This is a genomic window from Neotamlana sargassicola (assembly GCF_020523965.1).
Taxonomy (GTDB): domain Bacteria; phylum Bacteroidota; class Bacteroidia; order Flavobacteriales; family Flavobacteriaceae; genus Neotamlana; species Neotamlana sargassicola.
Genome location: NZ_JAJAPX010000001.1, coordinates 104,394 through 125,645, shown reverse-complemented (window position 1 = coordinate 125,645; position 21,252 = coordinate 104,394). Strand labels below are relative to the sequence as shown.

The following is a 21,252-nucleotide window of genomic DNA, read 5'->3' as shown; positions in this document are numbered from 1 at the left end:
TAAATGCTATGTTGTTTTTTACATTTGCCACCTAATACCAGTCTAAATTAGTCACAAACCTATAACAACATATTCTTTAAGTTATGAGTAAAAAAAAATCTACAACTTTTGATGTTTTAATTGAAATACCAAAAGGCAGTCGAAATAAATACGAATACGATTTTACATTACACAAAATACGTTTTGATAGAACACTTTTCTCTTCGATGATGTACCCTGGAGATTATGGGTTTATTCCAGAAACTTTGGCTCTTGATCAGGATCCGCTTGATGTTTTAGTGTTGTCTACAGAACCTTCGTATCCAATGGTGGTAATGGAAGTGCGCCCAATTGGTGTTTTCCATATGACTGATGAAAAAGGTCCTGACGAAAAAATTATTTGTGTGCCAGTTTCCGATCCTGTTTGGAACAAGCGTGCCGATATTGTCGATTTAAATCCGCACCGTTTAAAAGAAATTGAACACTTTTTTCAAGTTTATAAAGATTTAGAAAAGAAAAAAGTTGATGTTGGTGGTTGGGGAAATGCTGAAGAAGCCGTTAAAATTTATCATGAATGTGTACAACGCTACGACGAAAGTGAACACAAGAAAAAGCGCACATTTACTATATAAGGTTTTGTAAAAACACAACCACATTTTTAAATACAAAAAAAGCCATCTATTTTTAGATGGCTTTTTTTGTATGTCCTTGTAAAATAACAGATTAAAAAATGAGGTGTTTTATTCTTTTGTTAATTTAACAATCAATTTTAAAATTTTTACTAGCTCTTTTTTTATTGTTAAAATGCGAAATTGTTAGTTTAAGCAATGTTCGTTTAATAATTTTTAAACTAAATACGGTTTTTTTTATTGATTTTATTTTTTACATTAGGGGCTTGTATACTAATTTAAGTTTTAATTAATACCAACTAACCACATGGAAAATATTCTCAAATTTTTACCTCTTTTCGGGGTGCTAGCCCTAGTTTTTGTTTTTGTTAAAAGTTCTTGGGTAGGTAAACAAGATCAAGGCGACGATAAAATGAAGCGTATCGCAAAAAATATTGCCGATGGCGCTATGTCTTTTTTAAAAGCCGAATATAAAATATTATCAATTTTCGTAATTGCTGTTGCGATTTTACTGTTTTTTAAAGGCAGTAACGAACAAGGTTCTAACGGTATGGTTGCAGTTTCATTTGTTGTCGGTGCAATTTGTTCTGCTTTAGCCGGCTTTATAGGTATGAAGGTAGCTACAAAAGCAAACGTACGAACCACAAGTGCAGCGCGGAATTCTTTAGGAAAAGCTTTAGAAGTCGCTTTTGCTGGAGGCGCAGTAATGGGCTTGGGTGTGGTTGGCTTAGGAGTTTTAGGTTTAAGCGGACTATTTATGATTTATAGTGAATTAGGTTGGGGCTTAAACGAAGTACTTAATGTACTTTCAGGTTTTTCTCTTGGCGCTTCATCTATTGCGTTATTTGCACGTGTTGGAGGTGGAATTTACACTAAGGCAGCCGATGTTGGTGCTGATTTAGTAGGTAAAGTTGAAGCCGGAATCCCAGAAGATCATCCGTTAAATCCTGCTACCATAGCAGATAATGTAGGTGATAATGTTGGCGATGTCGCAGGAATGGGAGCCGATTTATTTGAGTCGTATGTTGGCTCTATAATTGGAACAATGGTTTTAGGTGCTTTCATAATAACCCCAAATGTTGCAAACGGCATTGGTGCTGTTTATTTGCCCTTAGTGCTGGCAGCTGTAGGAATTATTATGTCTATTATAGGAACTTTTTTTGTTAAAGTAAAAGATGGAGGAAATCCACAAACGGCTTTAAATATTGGCGAATTTGGTTCGGCAGGATTAATGCTTATTGCTTCGTATTTTATAATTAATGCATTTATTCCAGAAACCACCGAAGGACTTTCGCACGGAGCAACTGGAGTTTTTGTTGCTGTATTAGCTGGTTTAGTGGCTGGTTTAGCTGTTGGTAAAGTAACCGAATATTATACCGGTACAGGAACAAAGCCTGTTAATTCTATTGTAAAACAATCTGAAACTGGTTCTGCAACAAATATTATTGCTGGTTTGGGTATTGGCATGATGTCTACAGCCATTCCAATTATTTTAATAGCTGCGGCTATTTTGGTATCGCATTATTATGCAGGTTTGTACGGGATAGCTATTGCCGCAGTTGGAATGTTAGCTAATACCGGAATTCAATTGGCGGTAGATGCTTACGGACCAATTTCAGACAATGCTGGTGGAATAGCTGAAATGGCTGAATTGCCAAGTGAAGTGCGTGAACGTACCGATAAGTTAGATGCGGTGGGTAATACCACAGCAGCCATAGGAAAAGGATTTGCAATTGCATCGGCAGCTTTAACGGCATTGGCTCTTTTTGCAGCGTTTATGAAAACAGCCGGAATTACATCAATAGATGTGTCACAACCCAATATTATGGCAGGGTTATTAGTCGGCGGGATGTTGCCGTTCGTGTTTTCGGCCTTATCTATGAATGCTGTTGGACGTGCGGCTATGGCTATGATTGAAGAGGTTCGTCGTCAATTTAGAGATATACCACAGTTAAAAGCCGCTTTAGAAATAATGCGTAAATACGACTCCGACATGTCTAAAGCATCAGAAGCCGATAGGAAAATTTTCGATGCGGCCGATGGTGTAGCAGAATACGATAAATGTGTAGCTATTTCTACGCAAGCCTCTATTAAGGAAATGGTATTGCCCGGTTTATTGGCTATTGCGGTGCCTGTAGCTATTGGTTTTCTTGGAGGTGCCGAAATGTTAGGAGGAACGCTTGCAGGTGTTACAACCTGTGGGGTTTTAATGGCTATTTTTCAATCGAATGCTGGTGGCGCTTGGGATAATGCTAAAAAAACTATTGAAGAACAAGGACGAAAAGGTACCGATGCACATAAAGCTGCCGTAGTTGGAGATACGGTTGGAGACCCGTTTAAAGATACTTCAGGACCGTCGTTAAATATTTTATTAAAACTGATGTCGGTAGTAGCTTTAGTTATTGCACCAAGTTTAGTTAATGAAGTCTCTGTGGAGGCATATGCTTCAGATCAAATTGAAATTAAAAAAGAAGTTAAAGTTGAAATGACGAAAATCGATGATCAAGCGGTTAAAGCAGTGGTTACAACAATTATAAATAAAAATGGTGTTGAAACAACCTATTATGATACTTTTGAAGGTGCTGAAAATGAGGTGCTGGCAAATGTTGAAGCTTTAAAAGAACATACTAGTGGCGCTAATATAAAAGTGAGCGAAAAAGTGAATCATCCAAAAGTACATTAACCTGAAATAATTTTATAATATCAAACCACGTATTTTGTCGTGGTTTTTTTATTTTTAACAAATAGATTTCGTGGTAATGTTAAAAAAAGATCCGTTACAAATTATAGCGTTCCAAACTTACGGAACATCAAAACGTTTGTATTTGCGAGGTCGTGCCCTTGAAGATGAAAGTATAAATTTAGAACAACGAGGAGCTTTTAAATTGTTATTTAATGCATGGAAACGTTTTGAAACCGACGAGATAAGATATGCTAAAATTAGAGTTAAAATTGGTAACGATAGATTTTACTACACAAAAACGAATCATCGGGGTTATTTTTTGTTTGATGAGAAAGTAGAAAACTTAAAACCTTATGCTAATTCTGAAGGTTGGGTGCAACTGGAGTTTGCTTACGATACGGTAAATAAAGATCGCGTAATTCAATTGAATAATAAATTTCCAGGCGAAATGTTAATACCATCTTCTAGCGCTTCATTTGGTGTTATTAGCGATATAGATGATACTATCTTACATACAGGTTTAGTTTCTATTTTAAAATGGCGCGTTATTTTTAATACATTTTTAACTTCCGCGGGTAAACGTATGCCGCTTGATGGTGCTCCAGGATTTTATCACTTATTACATCGCGGAAAATCGGGAAAAGAAGCTAATCCTATTTTTTATGTAAGCCATAGCCCGTGGAATTTATACCGCTATTTAAACTACTTTTTATATAAAAATAATTTTCCCAAAGGCCCCATTGTATTGCGTAATTTTCCGAAGCCTTTCAGTAAAAAAAAGAAAGGTTATATGCCGCAAAAACAAAAGGAAATTATAAATCTTTTAGAAACATATCCTAATTTAAAGTTTGTGCTTATTGGAGACAGCGGAGAGCATGATCCTTATATTTACAAGCAACTGGCAAACGATTATCCAAGTCGTATACTGGCTATATATTTAATGAATGTAGACCATAAACGTAAAATGAACAAGGTAAAGTTGTTATACGATAATTATAAAGAGATACCTGTGCTTTTAGTAGGTTCAACCTCCGAAGCTATTAGTCACGCCCGAAACAACGGGCTAATAAAATAAAATGGTTTAAAACAAGCCGTTAATTTCGGCATCAATGCGGTTTATTATGCTCCCTAAATCTTCTGGATTGGCAACAAAATCTAGGTTATCTACATCTATAATGAGTAATTTTCCTTTATCGTAGCCATGAATCCAAGCTTCGTAACGCTCGTTAAGTCGGCTTAAATAATCAATACTTATGCTATTTTCGTAATCGCGCCCGCGTTTATGTATTTGAGACACTAAGTTCGATATTGAGCTGCGTAAATAAATAAGTAAATCTGGGCCTTGAACTAACGATTCCATAAGTTCAAAAAGCGATCTGTAGTTTTCAAAATCTCTATTTGTCATTAAGCCCATAGCATGTAAGTTTGGTGCAAAAATATGAGCGTCCTCATAAATAGTTCTGTCCTGAATAATATCTTTACCGCTTTGGCGAATTTGTAAAACTTGACGAAATCTACTGTTTAAAAAATATACTTGCAAGTTAAAACTCCAACGTTCCATTTGGTTGTAAAAATCATCTAAATAAGGGTTGTCTACAACATCTTCAAGTTGAGCTTCCCATTTAAAATGTTTTGCTAGTAGTTTGGTAAGGGTTGTCTTTCCTGCGCCAATATTTCCGGCAATAGCAATGTGCATAGTAAGTTATATTTTTAATTGGAATTCTTGCAAGCTTTCGTTGTTGTAAATATACAAGGTTTCGTTGGTTACAAAAAACTGATTTATTTTTAAATTTGAAGTTTCTATTCGCCGTGCAAAAGTGCTGTTTTCTTCTAAAAAAAACAACTCATTATCTTTTTTTAAAATGATGTTTTCGTCGCTTTGAGCTATTTTAGAATAGCCTTCGTTGGTTATTTTTTTTATTAGGCTGCCAAAATAATTATAAACATATAAAAAGTTTTTAGTAAGTAACCAGCAGTAGTTGTAATTGCTTTTAATATCCAAAACTTCGCTTTGTACAGGCCTTGTTTGGGCTTTTACTGTGTTAGTTTTGTAGTTGTAAAGTTCTAACTTTTGTTGGTCTTGATTAAAAATCCAAATAGTATTATCGAAAGCTGTAGAAATGTGACTAACCGTTCTGTAGGGGTGTAAGGTGTTAAAATCAATTTTAAAAATTTCGGCTAACCTATTATCTAAAACCACTACGGTATTAAAGTCTTTATAAAATAAATTGATTTTTAAAGGGTTAAAAGCATTAGCGTCAATTAGTTCGCCAAGTTGAATATTATTGTATGAAGCTTTGCGGTCTTTGCTATGCACGTAAAAAACATTTTCTTTCTTATAAAAAAGCGTATTAAAGGAATCTATACTAAAAATAACATCAGCTTTAAAACTAGTGCTTTTAATAAAGGTGGTTTCAATGTTCTGAGTGAAAACTGAAAGTGAAAAAAAGAGGAATATATACGGGTAATATTTCATAGTAGCGATTTGTAAATTACAAAATGATATGAACTTTAAAGTTTATGTTTATTAATTTTTTAAGAATCATTTAACGTTTGCGGTTTAAACCTGGGTAAATATTGTGAGTCTAATACCATGAATAATGAATAATTTAAATTTACGCTGTAATTAAAACGCGATTTTATGAAACTTAATTTACAAAAAACAGTTTTTGCCAGTTTAATATTGCTGGTTTCATGCTTTACCTGGGGGCAATCCGATTTTCAAGGGGTGGCTCATTATATGTCTAAAACATCAATAGATACCGAAAATTTTGGGCGACCAGATATGAGCGAGGAGCAAAAAAAGCGTATTGCAGAACGTATGAAGAGTATGTTTGAAAAAACATACACACTAACATTTAATCAAACAGAATCTTTGTATAAAGAAGATGAAACTCTAGAAGCTCCCGGGCAAAATCAAGGTGGGCGTAGAGGTTTTGGCGCTATGATGAGTAGTAGTTTTACCGGCGGGCCAGAGTATAAAAATGTAAAAACAAACGAGTTATTGCAAGAACAAGAGTTTTTTGGTAAGCAGTTTTTAGTTAAAGATGAATTGCAAAAATACGAATGGCAAATGACAGGTGAAACCAAGCAAATTGGACAATACACTTGTTTTAAAGCAACTGCCACCATACAGTCCAACGCCGTGGCATTTGAGGATTTTAGACCACCAAGAAGAGGAAATAACGAAGGCGAAGCAGAAGAAACTAAGCCAAAAGGACCTAAAACCGTTAATATAGAAGCTTGGTATACTATGCAAATTCCAGTTAATCAGGGGCCATCAGACTATTGGGGGTTGCCTGGTTTAATTCTTGAAGTAAATGCAGGAAAAACAACCATTTTATGTACAAAAATAGTGGTTAATCCTGAAGAAAAAACTACGATAAAAGCGCCAAAAAAAGGTAAAGAAGTTACGCGCGAAGAGTACAACGAAATTGTACAAAAGAAAACCGAAGAAATGCGAAACAATTTTGGTAACCGTAGAGGTGGTGGCCCAGGAGGAAGACGCTAATTTTTTCTGCAATTTTACAAAATATACTTATGAAAATTAAACTTACCTTGTTGCTTGTAATGTTTACAGGCTTGACAGCTTATGCTCAAATTAAATTAGAAGGTGTTGTTAGGGATAGTATCGGGAATCCGTTAGAGTTGGCTAATATTGTAGCTATAAATCAATCTACTAATGTTTTAGATGGTTATAGTATTACCACAGATAAAGGGTTTTACAGGTTAACCTTAAAAGAAAATACAGCTTATAAATTGCAGGTAACCTACATTGGTATGAAACCTGGAGAAAAATTTATTGAAACAAAAACCAGTAACCTTATTGAAGATTTTGTCTTGCAATATGATAACGCACTAGATGCTGTTGAGTTGGTTTACGAAATGCCTGTTACGGTTAAAGGCGATACCATAATTTATAACGCCGATTCTTTTAAAAATGGCTCCGAGCGAAAACTTGAAGATGTTATTGATAAATTACCAGGTGTTGAAATTAATGACAGCGGACAAATAGAGGTTGAAGGTACCGTAGTGCAGAAACTTACCGTAAACGGAAAAGATTTTTTTGATGGTGACTCTAAATTAGCCACCGAAAATATTCCGTCGAATGCCGTAGATAAAATTGAAGTTTTACGAAATTTCTCCGAGGTAAGTCAGTTAAAAGGTGTAGAGAATAACAGTAATAATTACGCTATAAATGTAAAACTAAAAGAAGGTAAAGAAAATTTTTGGTTTGGCGATGTTACCGTTGGTGCAGGAATCGCACCGTCACCAAACAATGAGTTGTATTTGGTACAACCAAAGTTGTTTTATTACAATCCAAAATATAGTGTAAACGTAATTGGAGACTTAAATAATATTGGCGAACCCGCCTTAACCAACCGTGAGGTAAGAAACTTTGGAGGTGGTTTTAGGGCGCCAAGTCGCGATAGCGGTACAAGTTTAAGTTTAGGCGATAATGGTTTAAGCGGTTTAACTAGCGTTGCTAACTCGCAAAAAGTAGACGCTAAATTAGCAGCAACAAACTTTAGTTATGCGCCAATTTCTACACTCGATTTAAGTGGTTTTGTAATTTTTAATAGTACTAGGTTAAATACTAGACAAGAAAGTTATGTGAGATATACAGATCCAGAACTAGGCATTCCAGATGAAGAAACTATTAATACAGGGCGAGAAGCTTCAGACCAAGGTTTGGTTAAATTAAGTGCTTTGTTTAAGCCTAATGTAAACAACCAAATAGAGTATGATGTTTTAGGGAGTCTTTCTAAAGATTCAGAAGAACAAATAGAGTTATCCTCAGTTATAGGTGAAACTAATCAAATAGATGAGGTTACTCCTTTTAGCTTAAAACAAAATTTAAAATATTATTACACGCTTAACGAGAATAATATTTTTGCTTTTGAAGCGCTTCATGTTTTAAAAGATGAAGATCCGTTTTATAATGCGTATTTAGAAAACGACCCAACAAACAATGACGCAAACGACGATAACGATGAAAGCACAGAAGAAGATGCTTACGATGAAACAGCAGAACAGCTAGGGTTAGATAGAAGTTTAGATTATTACAATATTGGGCAAGATCAATATGTGAAATCAAATCAGTTTGATGCGAAACTAGATTATTACAATATTTTAAATTCAAAAAGCAATATCAGTTTTACTTTAGGAACCATTTTTAGTCGTCAAGATTACAACTCTAATATATTCCAATTTTTAGCGGATGATGATGTGGTTGATGCTACACCAACATTACAAGATACCGATGGGAATTTGTTGTTAGGTGAAAACGATACGCAATACAGTTTTAGCGATATTTATTTAGGAACACGCTACAATTTAAAAATAGGGAAATTTACGCTTCGTCCGGGGTTATCTTTTCATGCCTATGGTAATCAAAACATTCAGTTTGGCGATACTTACGAAGATAATTTCTTCCGTCTTTTGCCAGAATTTGAAACAAGCGTACAGTTTAAAAAGTCCGAAAGCCTTCAGTTTAACTATCGTATGAGCAATCAGTTTACCGACGTTACAAATATAGCAAGAGGCTTGGTGCTAAATAGTTTCGATAATTTATCATATGGAAACCCAACTTTACAAAACGGTTTAGCCCATAATTTAACGTTGCGCTATCGTAGTTTTAATTTGTTTAACTACACCAATGTTTTTGCTACCGTAAATTATTCAAAAAACATCGATCAAATAAGATCCTTAACCAATTTTGAGAACGTTATTACTACAAGTACTTATTTTAATTCGCAGTTTGCCGATGAGTCGCTGTCTGCAAATGGGCGTTGGCAACGCACCTTTGGTAAAATACGTACAGGCCTAAGTGCAGGTTTCAATTATAGTTTGCAAAATCAGTTTATTGAAAACGTTCAGTCCATTAATAAAACCTTGTCACAAACCTATCGTCCAGAAATTAGAACTAATTTTAATAACGCTCCAAACGTTAGGTTGCGTTACACTTACTCAATTAGTAATACAGATCAAGGAACGAGAACAACAAAAATTATTAGAAATGCACCATCAATAAGCTTTGATGCTTATATATGGAAATCGATAACATTTGTAACCGATTATTCTTATACAAACCAAGATGTTGATGGGGAATCTGATTCTTTTCAAAGTTGGGATGCAGGTTTAGCGTACAGAAACAATGAAGATTCACATTGGGAATTCGAAGTAAAAGCAAGTAACTTACTTAATATTGATGCAAATATTAATAACAATGTTGGTACCTTTTCGGTGTCTAACTCATCTACATATATTTTACCCCGATTTGTAACCTTTAGAGTAATTTATAGTTTATAAAGAAGCAAAACACTCAAGTAAAAAAGGAAGTTTCTAAAGTAAAAAGGAAACTTCTTTTTTTTATTTAATATTTTGATTGTAAAATTTTGTAGATACAAAGAAGCGTAATATATTTGCGCTCGGTTTTTGGGAAGATACTCAAGCGGCCAACGAGGGCAGACTGTAAATCTGCTGACTATGTCTTCGCAGGTTCGAATCCTGCTCTTCCCACTTAAAAGTGAAAAGCCTGCAGAAATGCAGGCTTTTTTTATTTTGTAGAATTTGCAGTGTACTTTGTTTGTGTTTTAATGAATATTTTAGAAAGTTAATCCTCGTTTAAAGTTTCTAAAATATTTTCCATGCGGCGCTCTATATCTTTCATTGTTTTCGAATAATCGTTGTCGGTCTTATTTTGCGTTCTTATGGCTTTAGCGCTATCTTTTATTAGTTTTAATGATTGGGCTATTTTTTTCGAACTGTTATATGCACGAATTAATGATTCTGTCTCATCATTTTCTTTTTTCTTTTTAACTTTTGGCTTTATGTGCTTTGTGTTCGAAATATCTCTTAGGCAGGAATTGCTGTAAATAATTTCGCCATAAACATTTCTAATTGCTTCTACTTTTAGTAAAATTGGGGTTTTATTTTTAAGAATTAGTTCAAGGTTGTTTAAGCGGCCTTTCTCTATAAAAGTCTTAAATGCATTTTCAACGCTTTCAATACAATCATGATGATAAATGGAAAATACAGATTTACCTATTAGCTTATCTTTGGAAGTATTTAGTGTTTTAGCTAAAGTATTGTTGCACTCTAAAATTTTTGTTGTGGAAGCGCAAACCGATAATAACATATCGGGAGAACTGTCATATAAAATCTTATAGTTATCAAGAGTAAAAACAGATGGTTTGTCTTCTGCAGCTGTTTTGTTAAGCATTTGTTTTTTTGCATTATATTATGTTTATAAATATAAAAAATATTAACTAAAAAAAGCCGTCTAAATTCAAATATTAAACGACTTTTTTTAATGATAATGCTTTATTTCTTATAAATTAAAGGCAGTTTTAACCTTATCTACATAATCTAATTTTTCCCATGTAAATAGTTCAACATCAAGAGTTATGCTTTCTCCGTTGGGTTGATTAAAGGTTTTGGTAACAGTTTCATTTTTTCGTCCCATGTGTCCGTATGCGGCGGTTTCGCTATACATTGGTGAGCGTAGTTTTAAGCGTTCTTCAATAGCAAATGGTCGCATATCAAAAATTTCACTTACTTTTTGAGCAATTTCACCATCGGTCATGTTAAAAGGGCAAGTACCATAAGTGTCAATAAAAATTCCCATAGGCTCTACAACTCCAATGGCATAACTTACTTGAACTAAAACTTCGTCAGCAACACCAGCAGCAACCAAGTTTTTAGCAATATGACGTGTGGCATAAGCAGCACTACGGTCAACTTTACTCGGGTCTTTACCAGAAAATGCACCGCCACCATGGGCGCCTTTACCACCGTAAGTGTCTACAATAATTTTTCGTCCAGTTAAGCCAGTATCGCCATGTGGTCCACCTATAACAAACTTGCCTGTTGGGTTAATATGGTATGTAATGTCGTTGTTAAATAAAGCCTGTGTTGCTTCTGGTAATTTTGCTACTACACGAGGTATTAATATTTCAATAATATCTCTTCTAATTTTAGCAAGCATTGCTTCATCTTCATCAAATTCGTCGTGTTGTGTAGAAACTACAATGGCATCAATACGTTGCGGAATATTATCATCACTATATTCAATAGTTACTTGACTTTTACTGTCTGGTCTTAAATAAGTAATGTCTTTGTTTTCTCTTCGTAGTTCGGCAAGTTCGGTTAAAATGCGGTGCGATAAATCTAGTGCCAAAGGCATAAAATTCTCGGTTTCGTTGGTGGCGTAACCAAACATCATACCTTGGTCGCCAGCACCTTGAAGCTCTTTGCTTCCGCGGTCTACACCTTGGTTAATTTCATCACTTTGTTCATGAATTGCAGATAAAACACCACAAGAATTACCATCAAACATATATTCGCCTTTGGTGTAACCAATTTTATTAATGGTGTCGCGAGCAATTTGCTGAACATCTAAATAAGTTTTTGAGCGCACTTCTCCTGCAAGTACTACTTGTCCAGTAGTTACAAGAGTTTCGCAAGCTACTTTCGAGTCTACATCAAATGCTAAAAAATTATCAATTAAAGCATCACTAATTTGGTCTGCGACCTTATCTGGGTGGCCTTCAGAAACACTTTCTGAAGTAAATAAATAAGCCATAAAATATATTTTAATAGAAATCGATTTGACGGAAAACGTCAAGGTAGTTAACACTGCCTTTAGCATTTTTTTATTCATGCTGAACTTGTTTCAGTATCTTTATGTTTTTCTGAAAAGTTCAAATAGAATAGAGGTTGCAATCAGTCAAATCTTTCCTCTGTTATTTGTGGCGCAAAATTATAAAAATAAAAGAGAACCAAAACCATTTTTCTTTTTTTTATGAAAAAATTGGAACTTTAAAATAATTTATAAATCTTTGTTAAGTGAAAATGAGAAAAAACCTTTTAAATATCGTTTTAGTTATTGTCGTTGTGATTTTTTCACAATGATAGGGAACGGTATTTTTGAATATAAAACTTTTATGAAAGCCTTCCCGAAACGGAAGGTTTTTTTTATGCGTTTTTTTATAGGTTTTGAACATCATAAAAAAAATCATTTAAAGATCTGTAAAACAGCTTTTTATGTGTTTAATTGGGGTTGTGGATTTAAACTAAAAAAAGATAGAAAAATAGCTAGAACAGCTTAAAAAACTAATTTCGAAGCTTATTATGTCTTTTTTTAAGTGAAATTTAAAATGAGGAATTAAAAATTAAATATTTGCTAAAAAATTAAGATAAAAGATAAAATTTTCTGTAAACAAACAATGAAAGAATTAAATAAACACAGTAAAAGGTTAACGCAAGACGAATCGCAACCTGCATCACAAGCCATGTTGTATGCTGTTGGATTAACAGATGAAGACATGAACAAAGCCCAAGTAGGTATTGCAAGTACAGGTTACGATGGTAACCCATGTAATATGCATCTTAACAGGCTTAAAGATGAGGTGAAATTAGAATGTAAAATTGCTAACTTAGTCGGTTTAGGGTTTAACACAATAGGGGTTAGTGATGGTATATCAATGGGAACATCAGGAATGAACTATTCTTTGGCTTCTCGCGATATTATTGCCGATTCTATAGAAACTGTAATGAATGCACAAAGTTACGATGCGTTAATTTCTATTGTTGGCTGTGATAAAAATATGCCTGGAGCTGTAATAGCCATGTTACGATTAAATCGTCCGTCTATTATGATGTATGGTGGAACTATTGCTTCTGGAAACTATAAAGGGAGAAAACTTAATATTGTTTCTGCTTTTGAAGCTTTAGGACAAAAGGTAGCTGGTGAAATTGAAGAAGACGAATATAGAGAAATTATTCGTCGTGCTATTCCAGGAGCAGGAGCATGTGGTGGTATGTACACTGCAAATACTATGGCTTCGGCAATAGAGTGTATGGGCTTTGCTTTACCTTATAACTCATCTATTCCTGCAGAAAATCCTAATAAATTATCAGAAAGCGAGCGCCATGCGAGAGCGATTAAAAATTTGTTAGAGCTAGATTTAAAACCATTAGATATTATTTCTAAAAAATCTATAGAAAATGCCATTGCTTTAGTAAATGCTTTAGGCGGATCTACCAATGCGGTGCTTCACTTTTTAGCTATTGCACATGCTGCCGATATCGATTTTACTTTAGAAGATTTTCAGCGTGTAAGCGACAGAACTCCTTTAATAGCAGATTTAAAACCTAGTGGAAAATACCTAATGGAAGATGTTCACGGTATTGGTGGTACACCAGCAGTAATGAAATATCTTTTAGATAATGGTTATCTGCACGGAGATTGCATGACAGTTACAGGAAAAACTTTAGCCGAAAATTTAAAAGATGTAGAGCCATTAGAGTTTGAGGAGGAAAGTCAAGATGTAATTTTTCCAACAGATAAGGCTTTAAAATCTTCAGGAAACTTACAAATACTTTATGGAAACTTAGCGTCAGAAGGAGCTGTAGCAAAAATATCAGGAAAAGAAGGATTGGTTTTTGAAGGAAAAGCTGTGGTTTACAATGGCGAACAAGCGGCAAATACAGGTATTTCTAATGGCGAAGTAGAGCGTGGCGATGTCGTCGTTATCCGCTATGTGGGTCCAAAAGGAGGTCCAGGTATGCCAGAAATGCTTAAGCCAACATCATTAATTATGGGAGCAGGTTTAGGTAAATCTGTAGCATTAATTACCGATGGACGTTTCTCTGGAGGTACTCATGGTTTTGTGGTTGGTCATATTACACCAGAAGCACAAACGGGCGGTACAATAGGTTTGTTAAAAACTGGAGACAAAATTAGAATTAGTGCAGAAGACAATTCTATTAACGTTTTAATTTCAGATGAAGAATTAGCTGAAAGAAAAGCACAATGGAAAGCTCCAGAATTAAAACATAAAAAAGGAATTTTATACAAGTACGCAAAATCGGTAGCATCGGCTTCAAAAGGCTGTGTAACCGACGCGTAAAATAAAACGTTTTGTCATTTCTGTTTAGGCAGAAATCTCATGAATAAATATGAGCTATGGATACACAAACAATAAAACAAAATAAGAGCGTGGCAAATAAAACAGAACGCATCACAGGAAGCGAAGCCATTATAAGGTGCTTAATAGAAGAAGGTGTAGATGTACTTTACGGATATCCTGGAGGTGCAATTATGCCAGTTTACGACGAAATTTATAAATATCAAGGAAAAATTCATCACGTACTTACACGTCACGAGCAGGGAGCAGCTCATGCGGCTCAAGGTTACGCGCGTATTTCTGGTAAAGTTGGTGTCGCTATGGCAACATCTGGACCTGGAGCTACTAATTTAGTAACCGGAATTGCAGATGCTCAAATAGATTCAACACCGTTAGTTTGTATTACAGGGCAAGTGTTTTCACACTTATTAGGTAGCGATGCTTTTCAAGAAACCGATATTGTTGGTATTTCAACACCAGTAACAAAATGGAATTGCCAAGTTACTAAAGCTTCAGAAATACCTGAAGTTTTAGCAAAAGCTTTTTATATTGCTAAAAGTGGTCGTCCAGGACCAGTTTTAATCGATATTACTAAAGATGCTCAAGTTTCAGAACTTGATTTTCAATATAAAAAATGTACTGGTATTCGTAGTTATATTGCGGTGCCAAAAACAAAACCCGAAGCCGTAAAAGCAGCTGCAGATTTAATAAATAATGCTAAAAAACCAATGATTGTTTGGGGGCAAGGTGTTATTTTAGGTGAAGCCGAAAACGAACTTAAAGCGGTTATGGAAAAAGCAGGAATTCCTTCTGCTTGGACTATTTTGGGGGCTTCTGCCATACCAACATCACATCCTTTAAATATTGGTATGGTTGGTATGCATGGTAATTATGCACCTAATAAATTAACTAACGAGTGCGATGTATTAATAGCCATTGGTATGCGTTTCGACGATCGTGTTACGGGTAATTTAGCAACGTATGCAAAACAGGCTAAAATTGTACATTTCGATATAGATCCTGCAGAAATTGATAAAAATGTAAAAACCGATGTAGCTGTAATTGGCGATGCTAAAGATAGTTTATCTCAACTTTTACCACTTTTAAACGAAACAAAACATGAATCTTGGTTGCAAGAATTTAAAGATTTATACCAAATAGAGTTCGAAAAAGTTATCAAACACGATATTCATCCGGAAAAAGAAGGCTTAACAATGGGCGAGGTATTAAAACAAATTAATATCGAGTCTGAAGGTAAAGCAGCTATTGTATCAGATGTTGGTCAGCATCAAATGATTGCTTGTCGTTATGCCGATTTTAATGTTACTAAAAGTAATATTACCTCTGGTGGTTTAGGAACTATGGGGTTTGCCTTACCCGCAGCTATTGGTGCGAAAATGGCAGCGCCAGATCGTGAAGTTGTAGCCATAATAGGCGATGGTGGTTACCAAATGAATATTCAAGAGTTAGGTACCATTTTTCAGCAACAAGTACCTGTAAAAATTGTAGTATTAAACAATGAGTTTTTAGGAATGGTGCGCCAATGGCAACAACTGTTTTTCGATAAGCGTTATGCTTCAACCGAAATGGTAAACCCAGATTTTGTTACTATTGCAAAAGGTTATCATATTGAAGCTCGCAAAGTGGTAAAACGAGAAGAATTGGCCGATGCTGTTAAGGAAATGATTGCTTCTAAAAAATCGTATTTCTTAGAAGTGTGTGTTGAGAAAGAAGATAACGTGTTTCCAATGATTCCAACCGGAGCATCAGTTTCAGATGTTCGTTTAAGCTAAAATCTTATAAAAATGAGTGAAGATATAAAATCATATACCATTTCAATATATACCGAAAATAACATCGGGTTATTAAATCGTGTTTCGGCAATTTTTCAACGCAGACATATCAATATAGAGAGCTTAACAACTTCACAATCTGAGATTGAAGGGGTTAATCGTTTTGTTATTGTAGTAAATATTTGCGAAGATCAAGCTAAAAAAATTGTAGGGCAATTTGAAAAACAAATTGAAGTAATTAAAGCCTATTATCATACCGAAGACCAAACTATTTTTACAGAGTCTTGTATGTTTAAAATAAAGTCTGAATTACTTTTTGAAGAACCTCAAATTCAAAATATAATTAAAGAAAGTAACACCAGAATTGTAACGGTAAACAAAGAATTTTTTGTTTTAGAAAAATCTGGACGACGTCATGAAATTGAAGCATTACGTCGCGATTTAAACGTATTTGGTATTATGCAGTTTGTACGTTCAGGGCGCATAGCTGTAACAAAAGATGAAATGAAGATAACAGAAATGCTTGATGCATTTAATAATTAATAAATAAACAACAACTAGAAAAATAAAATGGGAAATTATTTTAACACACTATCATTAAGAGATAAAATCGATCAATTATCGAAGTGTAGATTTATGGACGCTTCAGAGTTTGAAGATGGTGTAGAAGCATTAAAAGGAAAGAAAATTGTTATTGTTGGTTGCGGTGCTCAGGGACTTAACCAAGGATTAAACATGAGAGATTCTGGATTAGATATTTCTTATGCCTTAAGACCAAAAGCTATCGAAGAAAAGCGTCAGTCTTTTGTAAATGCTACAGAAAACGGATTTACTGTTGGTACTTACGAAGAGCTAATTCCAACTGCCGATTTAGTTTTAAACTTAACTCCAGATAAGCAACATACAAATGTTGTTAACGCTGTTATGCCTTTAATGAAAAAAGGAGCTACGTTAAGCTATTCTCATGGTTTTAATATTGTTGAAGAAGGAACTCAAATTCGTGAAGATTTAACTGTAATTATGGTAGCGCCTAAGTGTCCAGGTTCAGAGGTTCGCGAAGAATATAAAAGAGGTTTTGGTGTGCCAACATTAATTGCGGTTCACCCAGAAAACGATCCAGAAGGAAAAGGTTGGGCGCAAGCTAAAGCCTATGCAGCTGCAACTGGTGGAGATAGAGCAGGTGTTTTAGAGTCATCTTTTGTTGCTGAAGTAAAAAGTGATTTAATGGGAGAGCAAACCATTTTATGTGGTTTATTACAAACAGGATCTATTCTTTGTTTCGATAAAATGATTGAAAAAGGAATTGATGCTGGTTATGCTTCTAAATTAATTCAATTTGGTTGGGAAACTATTACCGAAGGTTTAAAATACGGTGGTATTACAAACATGATGGATAGATTATCTAATCCAGCTAAAATTAAAGCGTTTGAATTATCTGAAGAATTAAAAGATATCATGCGTCCGTTATTCCAAAAACACATGGATGATATTATGGAAGGACGTTTCTCTAGCGGAATGATGGAAGATTGGGCAAACGGAGATGAGAAACTATTAGGATGGAGAGCTGAAACTGCTGAAACTGCATTCGAAAAAACTCCAGCTGGAGATGTTGAAATTTCTGAACAAGAATTTTACGATAACGGTGTATTAATGGTAGCTATGGTTAAAGCTGGTGTTGAATTAGCTTTTGAAGCCATGACAGATTCTGGAATCATCGACGAGTCTGCTTATTACGAGTCGTTACACGAAACACCACTTATTGCAAACACTATTGCAAGACGTAAATTATACGAAATGAACAGTGTTATTTCTGATACTGCAGAATACGGATGTTATTTATTCGATCATGCTTGTAAGCCTTTATTAGCAGATTTCATGACTAAAATTGATACAGACGTAATTGGTAAGCCATTCGCAAAAGATAATGGTGAAGGTGTAGATAATGCTAAATTAATTGCTGTAAATAAAGCATTAAGAGAGCATCCAGTTGAAAAAATTGGTGAATTCTTAAGAGCATCTATGACGGCTATGAAACCAATCGTGTAAATACAAAACACATATAGTTTTTCCGAAACCTCAAGATGCATTCTTGAGGTTTCTTTTTTAATTATTATTTTCGCTTTAGTAGCATAAAACGCTTTAAATATGAGTACGGAAACCACTTATTTTCCAAGTTTAGAAAACATTAAACAAGCAGCAGCCAATATTAAAAAAGTATCGGCAATTACGCCTTTAAGTCCGAGTTTAAGATATTCAAAACAGTTTCAAGCTAATATTATGCTTAAGCGCGAAGATTTACAACAGGTACGCTCGTATAAAATTCGTGGTGCTTACAATAAAATAAGTTCGTTAACTCTGGAGCAATCTAAAAACGGGGTAGTTTGTGCAAGTGCTGGTAATCATGCGCAAGGTGTGGCCTTGTCTTGTAAGTTGTTAAAAATTCATGGCACCATTTTTATGCCAGCTCCAACTCCCAAGCAAAAGGTTGAGCAGGTAAAAATGTTTGGCGAAGATTTTATTGAAATTAAGTTAATTGGAGATACGTTTGATGATGCTAATGCAGCAGCAACAAAAGAGTGTAACGAAAAACAAAAAACCTTTATTCATCCGTTTAACGATCCAAAGGTTATTGAAGGTCAAGGAACCATTGGGCTTGAAATTTTAGAACAAGCAACACAACCAATAGATTATGTGTTTCTTGCAGTTGGCGGAGGTGGTTTAGCGTCTGGATTATCTTCAGTATTTAAAAAATTATCACCAAATACTAAAATTATAGGAGTTGAGCCTGAAGGCGCACCTTCTATGAAGACTTCCATAAAAAATAATAAAAATACGGAGTTAGATTATATAGATAAGTTTATTGATGGTGCAGCAGTAAAACGCGTTGGCGACCTAACGTTTTCTATTTGTAAAGAAAATTTGCATAACATGATAACGGTTCCGGAAGGTAAGGTTTGCGAAACTATTTTAGAGCTTTATAATAAAGACGCTATTGTTGTTGAGCCTGCTGGAGCTTTAAGTATTTCTGCACTCGATTTTTATGCTGAAGAAATTAGAGGTAAAAACGTAGTTTGTATTGTTAGTGGAAGCAATAACGATATAACCAGAACTCCAGAAATTAAAGAACGTGCTTTACTATATGCTAATTTAAAGCATTATTTTATAGTAAAGTTTCCACAGCGTGCTGGGGCATTACGAGAATTTGTAGTAGATATTCTTGGGCCAGAGGACGATATTACCTTTTTTGAGTATGCCAAAAAAACAAACAGAGAAAATGGTTCGGCAGTAGTTGGTATTCAATTAAAAGCTTCAAAAGATTTAGAACCACTTATTTCTAAAATGAAAAGTAGAAACTTCTATGGTGATTATTTAAACAATAAACCCGATTTATTTCAGTTTTTAGTGTAAAAATCAGCTACAAATATTAAACATGTTTTAGCCGAAAACGTTTGCGGTTTTAAAACTTTAAGTAAATCAATTTAATCTGTTAAACTTATCCTATTTTTTTAATAACCCTTTAGTTTTTAAAGAGTTGTTTTTGTTCTTCTTCGTATATTAGTAGTAAACAATTAATCTATTTTAATATGAATATTGTAGCTACAGAAATACCAGAAGCATACAAAATTTCGTCACTGCTTCATCAAAAAACATATTTATCAAACGGAGAATTAAAAACATGGAACGGAGAAACTAGTGAGGTGTATTCCACCATTTCTTCAACCGACGATTATAAACCAACTCTATTAGGTAGTATTCCAACTTTAGGAAAAGCTGAGGCCATGGATGCGCTAGATGCTGCATTGGGAGCTTTTAATAAAGGGCAGGGTTTGTGGCCAACAATGAAAGTTGAAGATCGAATAAAATGCATGGAAAAGTTTGTTGAGCAAATGAAAACCAAGCGCGAAGAGGTTGTAAAACTTTTAATGTGGGAAATCGGTAAAAATTTACCGGATTCTGAAAAGGAATTCGATAGAACGGTAGATTATATTTACGATACCATTGAAGATTATAAACAACTCGATAGAGATTCTGCAAAGTTTGAAAAACACGATGGTGTTTATGCGCATATTCGTCGTGGCCCATTAGGTACGGTCTTGTGTTTAGGTCCTTATAATTATCCGTTAAACGAAACATTTACTTTGTTAATTCCTGCATTAATAATGGGGAATACCGTAATATTTAAGCCAGCAAAACATGGTGTTTTACTTATACATCCACTTTTAGAAGCTTTTCAAAATAGCTTTCCAAAAGGAGTTGTAAATATTATTTATGGGCGTGGTCGTGTACTAGCATCTCCAATAATGGAATCTGGTAAAATTGATGTTTTAGCATTAATAGGTAATAGTACATCGGCAAATGCTTTACAGTCTGCTCATCCAAAAGGAAACAGGTTGCGTATGGTTTTAGGTTTAGAAGCTAAAAATCCGGCAATAATTTTGCCCGATGCCGATTTAGATTTAGCAGTAAACGAGTGTATAGCAGGAACCTTGTCGTTTAACGGCCAGCGCTGTACAGCATTAAAAGTAATTTATGTTCACGAATCTGTTGCAGAAGAGTTTAATAGACGTTTTTCGTATGCCGTCGATCAATTAAAATTTGGAAATCCATGGGAACCAGGAGTGAAATTAACTCCATTGCCAGAAAAAGATAAACCCGCTTACATTCAGGAATTAATAGACGACGCTAAACAAAACGGAGCAACTATTTTAAATGAAAAGGGAGGAGAAACTACCGAGAATTTTATTTTTCCAGCCGTGTTATATCCTGTAAATAAAAACATGCGTGTTTATAAAGAAGAACAATTTGGCCCTGTTGTTCCTGTAATGTCGTTTAAAGACATTCAAGAACCTTTAGATGATATGGCAGAATCCAATTACGGGCAACAAGTAAGTTTGTTTGGTAAAAATGTAAACACTTTAGCACCATTAATTGATACGCTGGTAAATTTAGTATGTCGTGTAAACTTAAATAGTTCTTGTCAACGTGGTCCAGATGTTTATCCATTTACAGGGCGTAAAGATTCAGCTTATGGTACATTAAGTGTGCATGATGCTTTGCGTTCATTTTCAATAAGAACCTTTGTGGCTTCAAAAGATAATAATTATAACAAAGCTATATTAAATGAGCTTTTAGATACAAAAGCATCAAATTTTATTAGTACAGATTATATTTTATAGAATATTTTAACATACTAATTGGTTAAAGTGCAATATTTTTCAATGAAAAATACTGCACTTTTTTATGTTTTTTAATAT

Annotated in this window: 15 protein-coding genes and 1 tRNA gene; 12 read left to right on the top strand and 4 right to left on the bottom strand. The window is 34.5% G+C overall.

Going from position 1 to position 21,252, the window contains the following annotated elements; all coding sequences use genetic code 11:
• Window positions 1-83: 83 nt before the first annotated feature.
• The 3 genes from LG651_RS00535 to LG651_RS00525 all read left to right on the top strand — a co-directional run bounded on the left by LG651_RS00535 (window position 84) and on the right by LG651_RS00525 (window position 4,366).
• The gene (locus tag LG651_RS00535; RefSeq protein WP_226694216.1) at window positions 84-611 is read left to right on the top strand and encodes an inorganic diphosphatase; all 528 of its coding nucleotides are present in this window, start codon (window positions 84-86) and stop codon (window positions 609-611) included.
• Window positions 612-915: 304 nt separating this feature from the next.
• Window positions 916-3,291: a sodium-translocating pyrophosphatase gene (locus tag LG651_RS00530; RefSeq protein ID WP_226694215.1), complete on the top strand. Its 2,376-nt coding sequence runs from the start codon at window positions 916-918 to the stop codon at window positions 3,289-3,291.
• Window positions 3,292-3,367: 76 nt separating this feature from the next.
• On the top strand, window positions 3,368-4,366 hold the full coding sequence (locus LG651_RS00525; RefSeq protein WP_226694214.1) for an App1 family protein: 999 nt from the start codon (window positions 3,368-3,370) through the stop codon (window positions 4,364-4,366).
• A gap of 6 nt (window positions 4,367-4,372) precedes the next feature.
• Here LG651_RS00525 and LG651_RS00520 read toward each other — a convergent pair whose 3' ends face one another.
• A complete protein-coding gene (locus LG651_RS00520; RefSeq protein WP_226694213.1) occupies window positions 4,373-4,987 on the bottom strand; it encodes a deoxynucleoside kinase in 615 nt (204 codons plus the stop codon).
• A 6-nt stretch (window positions 4,988-4,993) separates the two neighbouring features.
• The gene (locus tag LG651_RS00515) at window positions 4,994-5,767 is read right to left on the bottom strand and encodes a hypothetical protein (protein WP_226694212.1); all 774 of its coding nucleotides are present in this window, start codon (window positions 5,765-5,767) and stop codon (window positions 4,994-4,996) included.
• Between the two features lie 165 nt (window positions 5,768-5,932).
• Here LG651_RS00515 and LG651_RS00510 point away from each other — a divergent pair, with 165 nt between their 5' ends.
• From LG651_RS00510 to LG651_RS00500, 3 genes are all read left to right on the top strand, one after another.
• Window positions 5,933-6,802, top strand: coding sequence for a GLPGLI family protein (locus LG651_RS00510; protein ID WP_226694211.1), 870 nt, complete (start codon window positions 5,933-5,935; stop codon window positions 6,800-6,802).
• Window positions 6,803-6,831: 29 nt separating this feature from the next.
• The gene (locus tag LG651_RS00505) at window positions 6,832-9,603 is read left to right on the top strand and encodes a TonB-dependent receptor (RefSeq protein ID WP_226694210.1); all 2,772 of its coding nucleotides are present in this window, start codon (window positions 6,832-6,834) and stop codon (window positions 9,601-9,603) included.
• A 128-nt stretch (window positions 9,604-9,731) separates the two neighbouring features.
• Window positions 9,732-9,813 (top strand) — tRNA-Tyr (locus LG651_RS00500).
• A 94-nt stretch (window positions 9,814-9,907) separates the two neighbouring features.
• On the opposite strand, the gene LG651_RS00495 is transcribed toward LG651_RS00500, so the two are convergent.
• A complete protein-coding gene (locus tag LG651_RS00495; RefSeq protein WP_226694209.1) occupies window positions 9,908-10,516 on the bottom strand; it encodes a PAS domain-containing protein in 609 nt (202 codons plus the stop codon).
• Window positions 10,517-10,624: 108 nt separating this feature from the next.
• Window positions 10,625-11,878, bottom strand: a complete 1,254-nt coding sequence (metK, locus tag LG651_RS00490) for a methionine adenosyltransferase (RefSeq protein WP_226694208.1) — start codon at window positions 11,876-11,878, stop codon at window positions 10,625-10,627.
• Between the two features lie 643 nt (window positions 11,879-12,521).
• Between metK and ilvD the strand changes: the two genes are divergently transcribed.
• The 6 genes from ilvD (at window position 12,522) to LG651_RS00460 (ending at window position 21,174) form a co-directional block, all read left to right on the top strand.
• The gene (gene ilvD / locus LG651_RS00485) at window positions 12,522-14,207 is read left to right on the top strand and encodes a dihydroxy-acid dehydratase (RefSeq protein WP_226694207.1); all 1,686 of its coding nucleotides are present in this window, start codon (window positions 12,522-12,524) and stop codon (window positions 14,205-14,207) included.
• A gap of 56 nt (window positions 14,208-14,263) precedes the next feature.
• The gene (gene ilvB, locus LG651_RS00480; RefSeq protein ID WP_226694206.1) at window positions 14,264-15,997 is read left to right on the top strand and encodes a biosynthetic-type acetolactate synthase large subunit; all 1,734 of its coding nucleotides are present in this window, start codon (window positions 14,264-14,266) and stop codon (window positions 15,995-15,997) included.
• Window positions 15,998-16,009: 12 nt separating this feature from the next.
• On the top strand, window positions 16,010-16,540 hold the full coding sequence (gene ilvN / locus LG651_RS00475) for an acetolactate synthase small subunit (RefSeq protein ID WP_226694205.1): 531 nt from the start codon (window positions 16,010-16,012) through the stop codon (window positions 16,538-16,540).
• A 27-nt stretch (window positions 16,541-16,567) separates the two neighbouring features.
• Window positions 16,568-18,043: a ketol-acid reductoisomerase gene (gene ilvC / locus LG651_RS00470; protein WP_226542658.1), complete on the top strand. Its 1,476-nt coding sequence runs from the start codon at window positions 16,568-16,570 to the stop codon at window positions 18,041-18,043.
• Window positions 18,044-18,142: 99 nt separating this feature from the next.
• Window positions 18,143-19,405 carry a threonine ammonia-lyase IlvA gene (gene ilvA / locus LG651_RS00465; RefSeq protein WP_226694204.1) on the top strand — a complete coding sequence of 421 codons (1,263 nt, stop codon included), beginning with the start codon at window positions 18,143-18,145 and terminating at the stop codon, window positions 19,403-19,405.
• Window positions 19,406-19,581: 176 nt separating this feature from the next.
• A complete protein-coding gene (locus tag LG651_RS00460) occupies window positions 19,582-21,174 on the top strand; it encodes an NADP-dependent glyceraldehyde-3-phosphate dehydrogenase (RefSeq protein ID WP_226694203.1) in 1,593 nt (530 codons plus the stop codon).
• The last annotated feature ends 78 nt before the right edge of the window (window positions 21,175-21,252 follow it).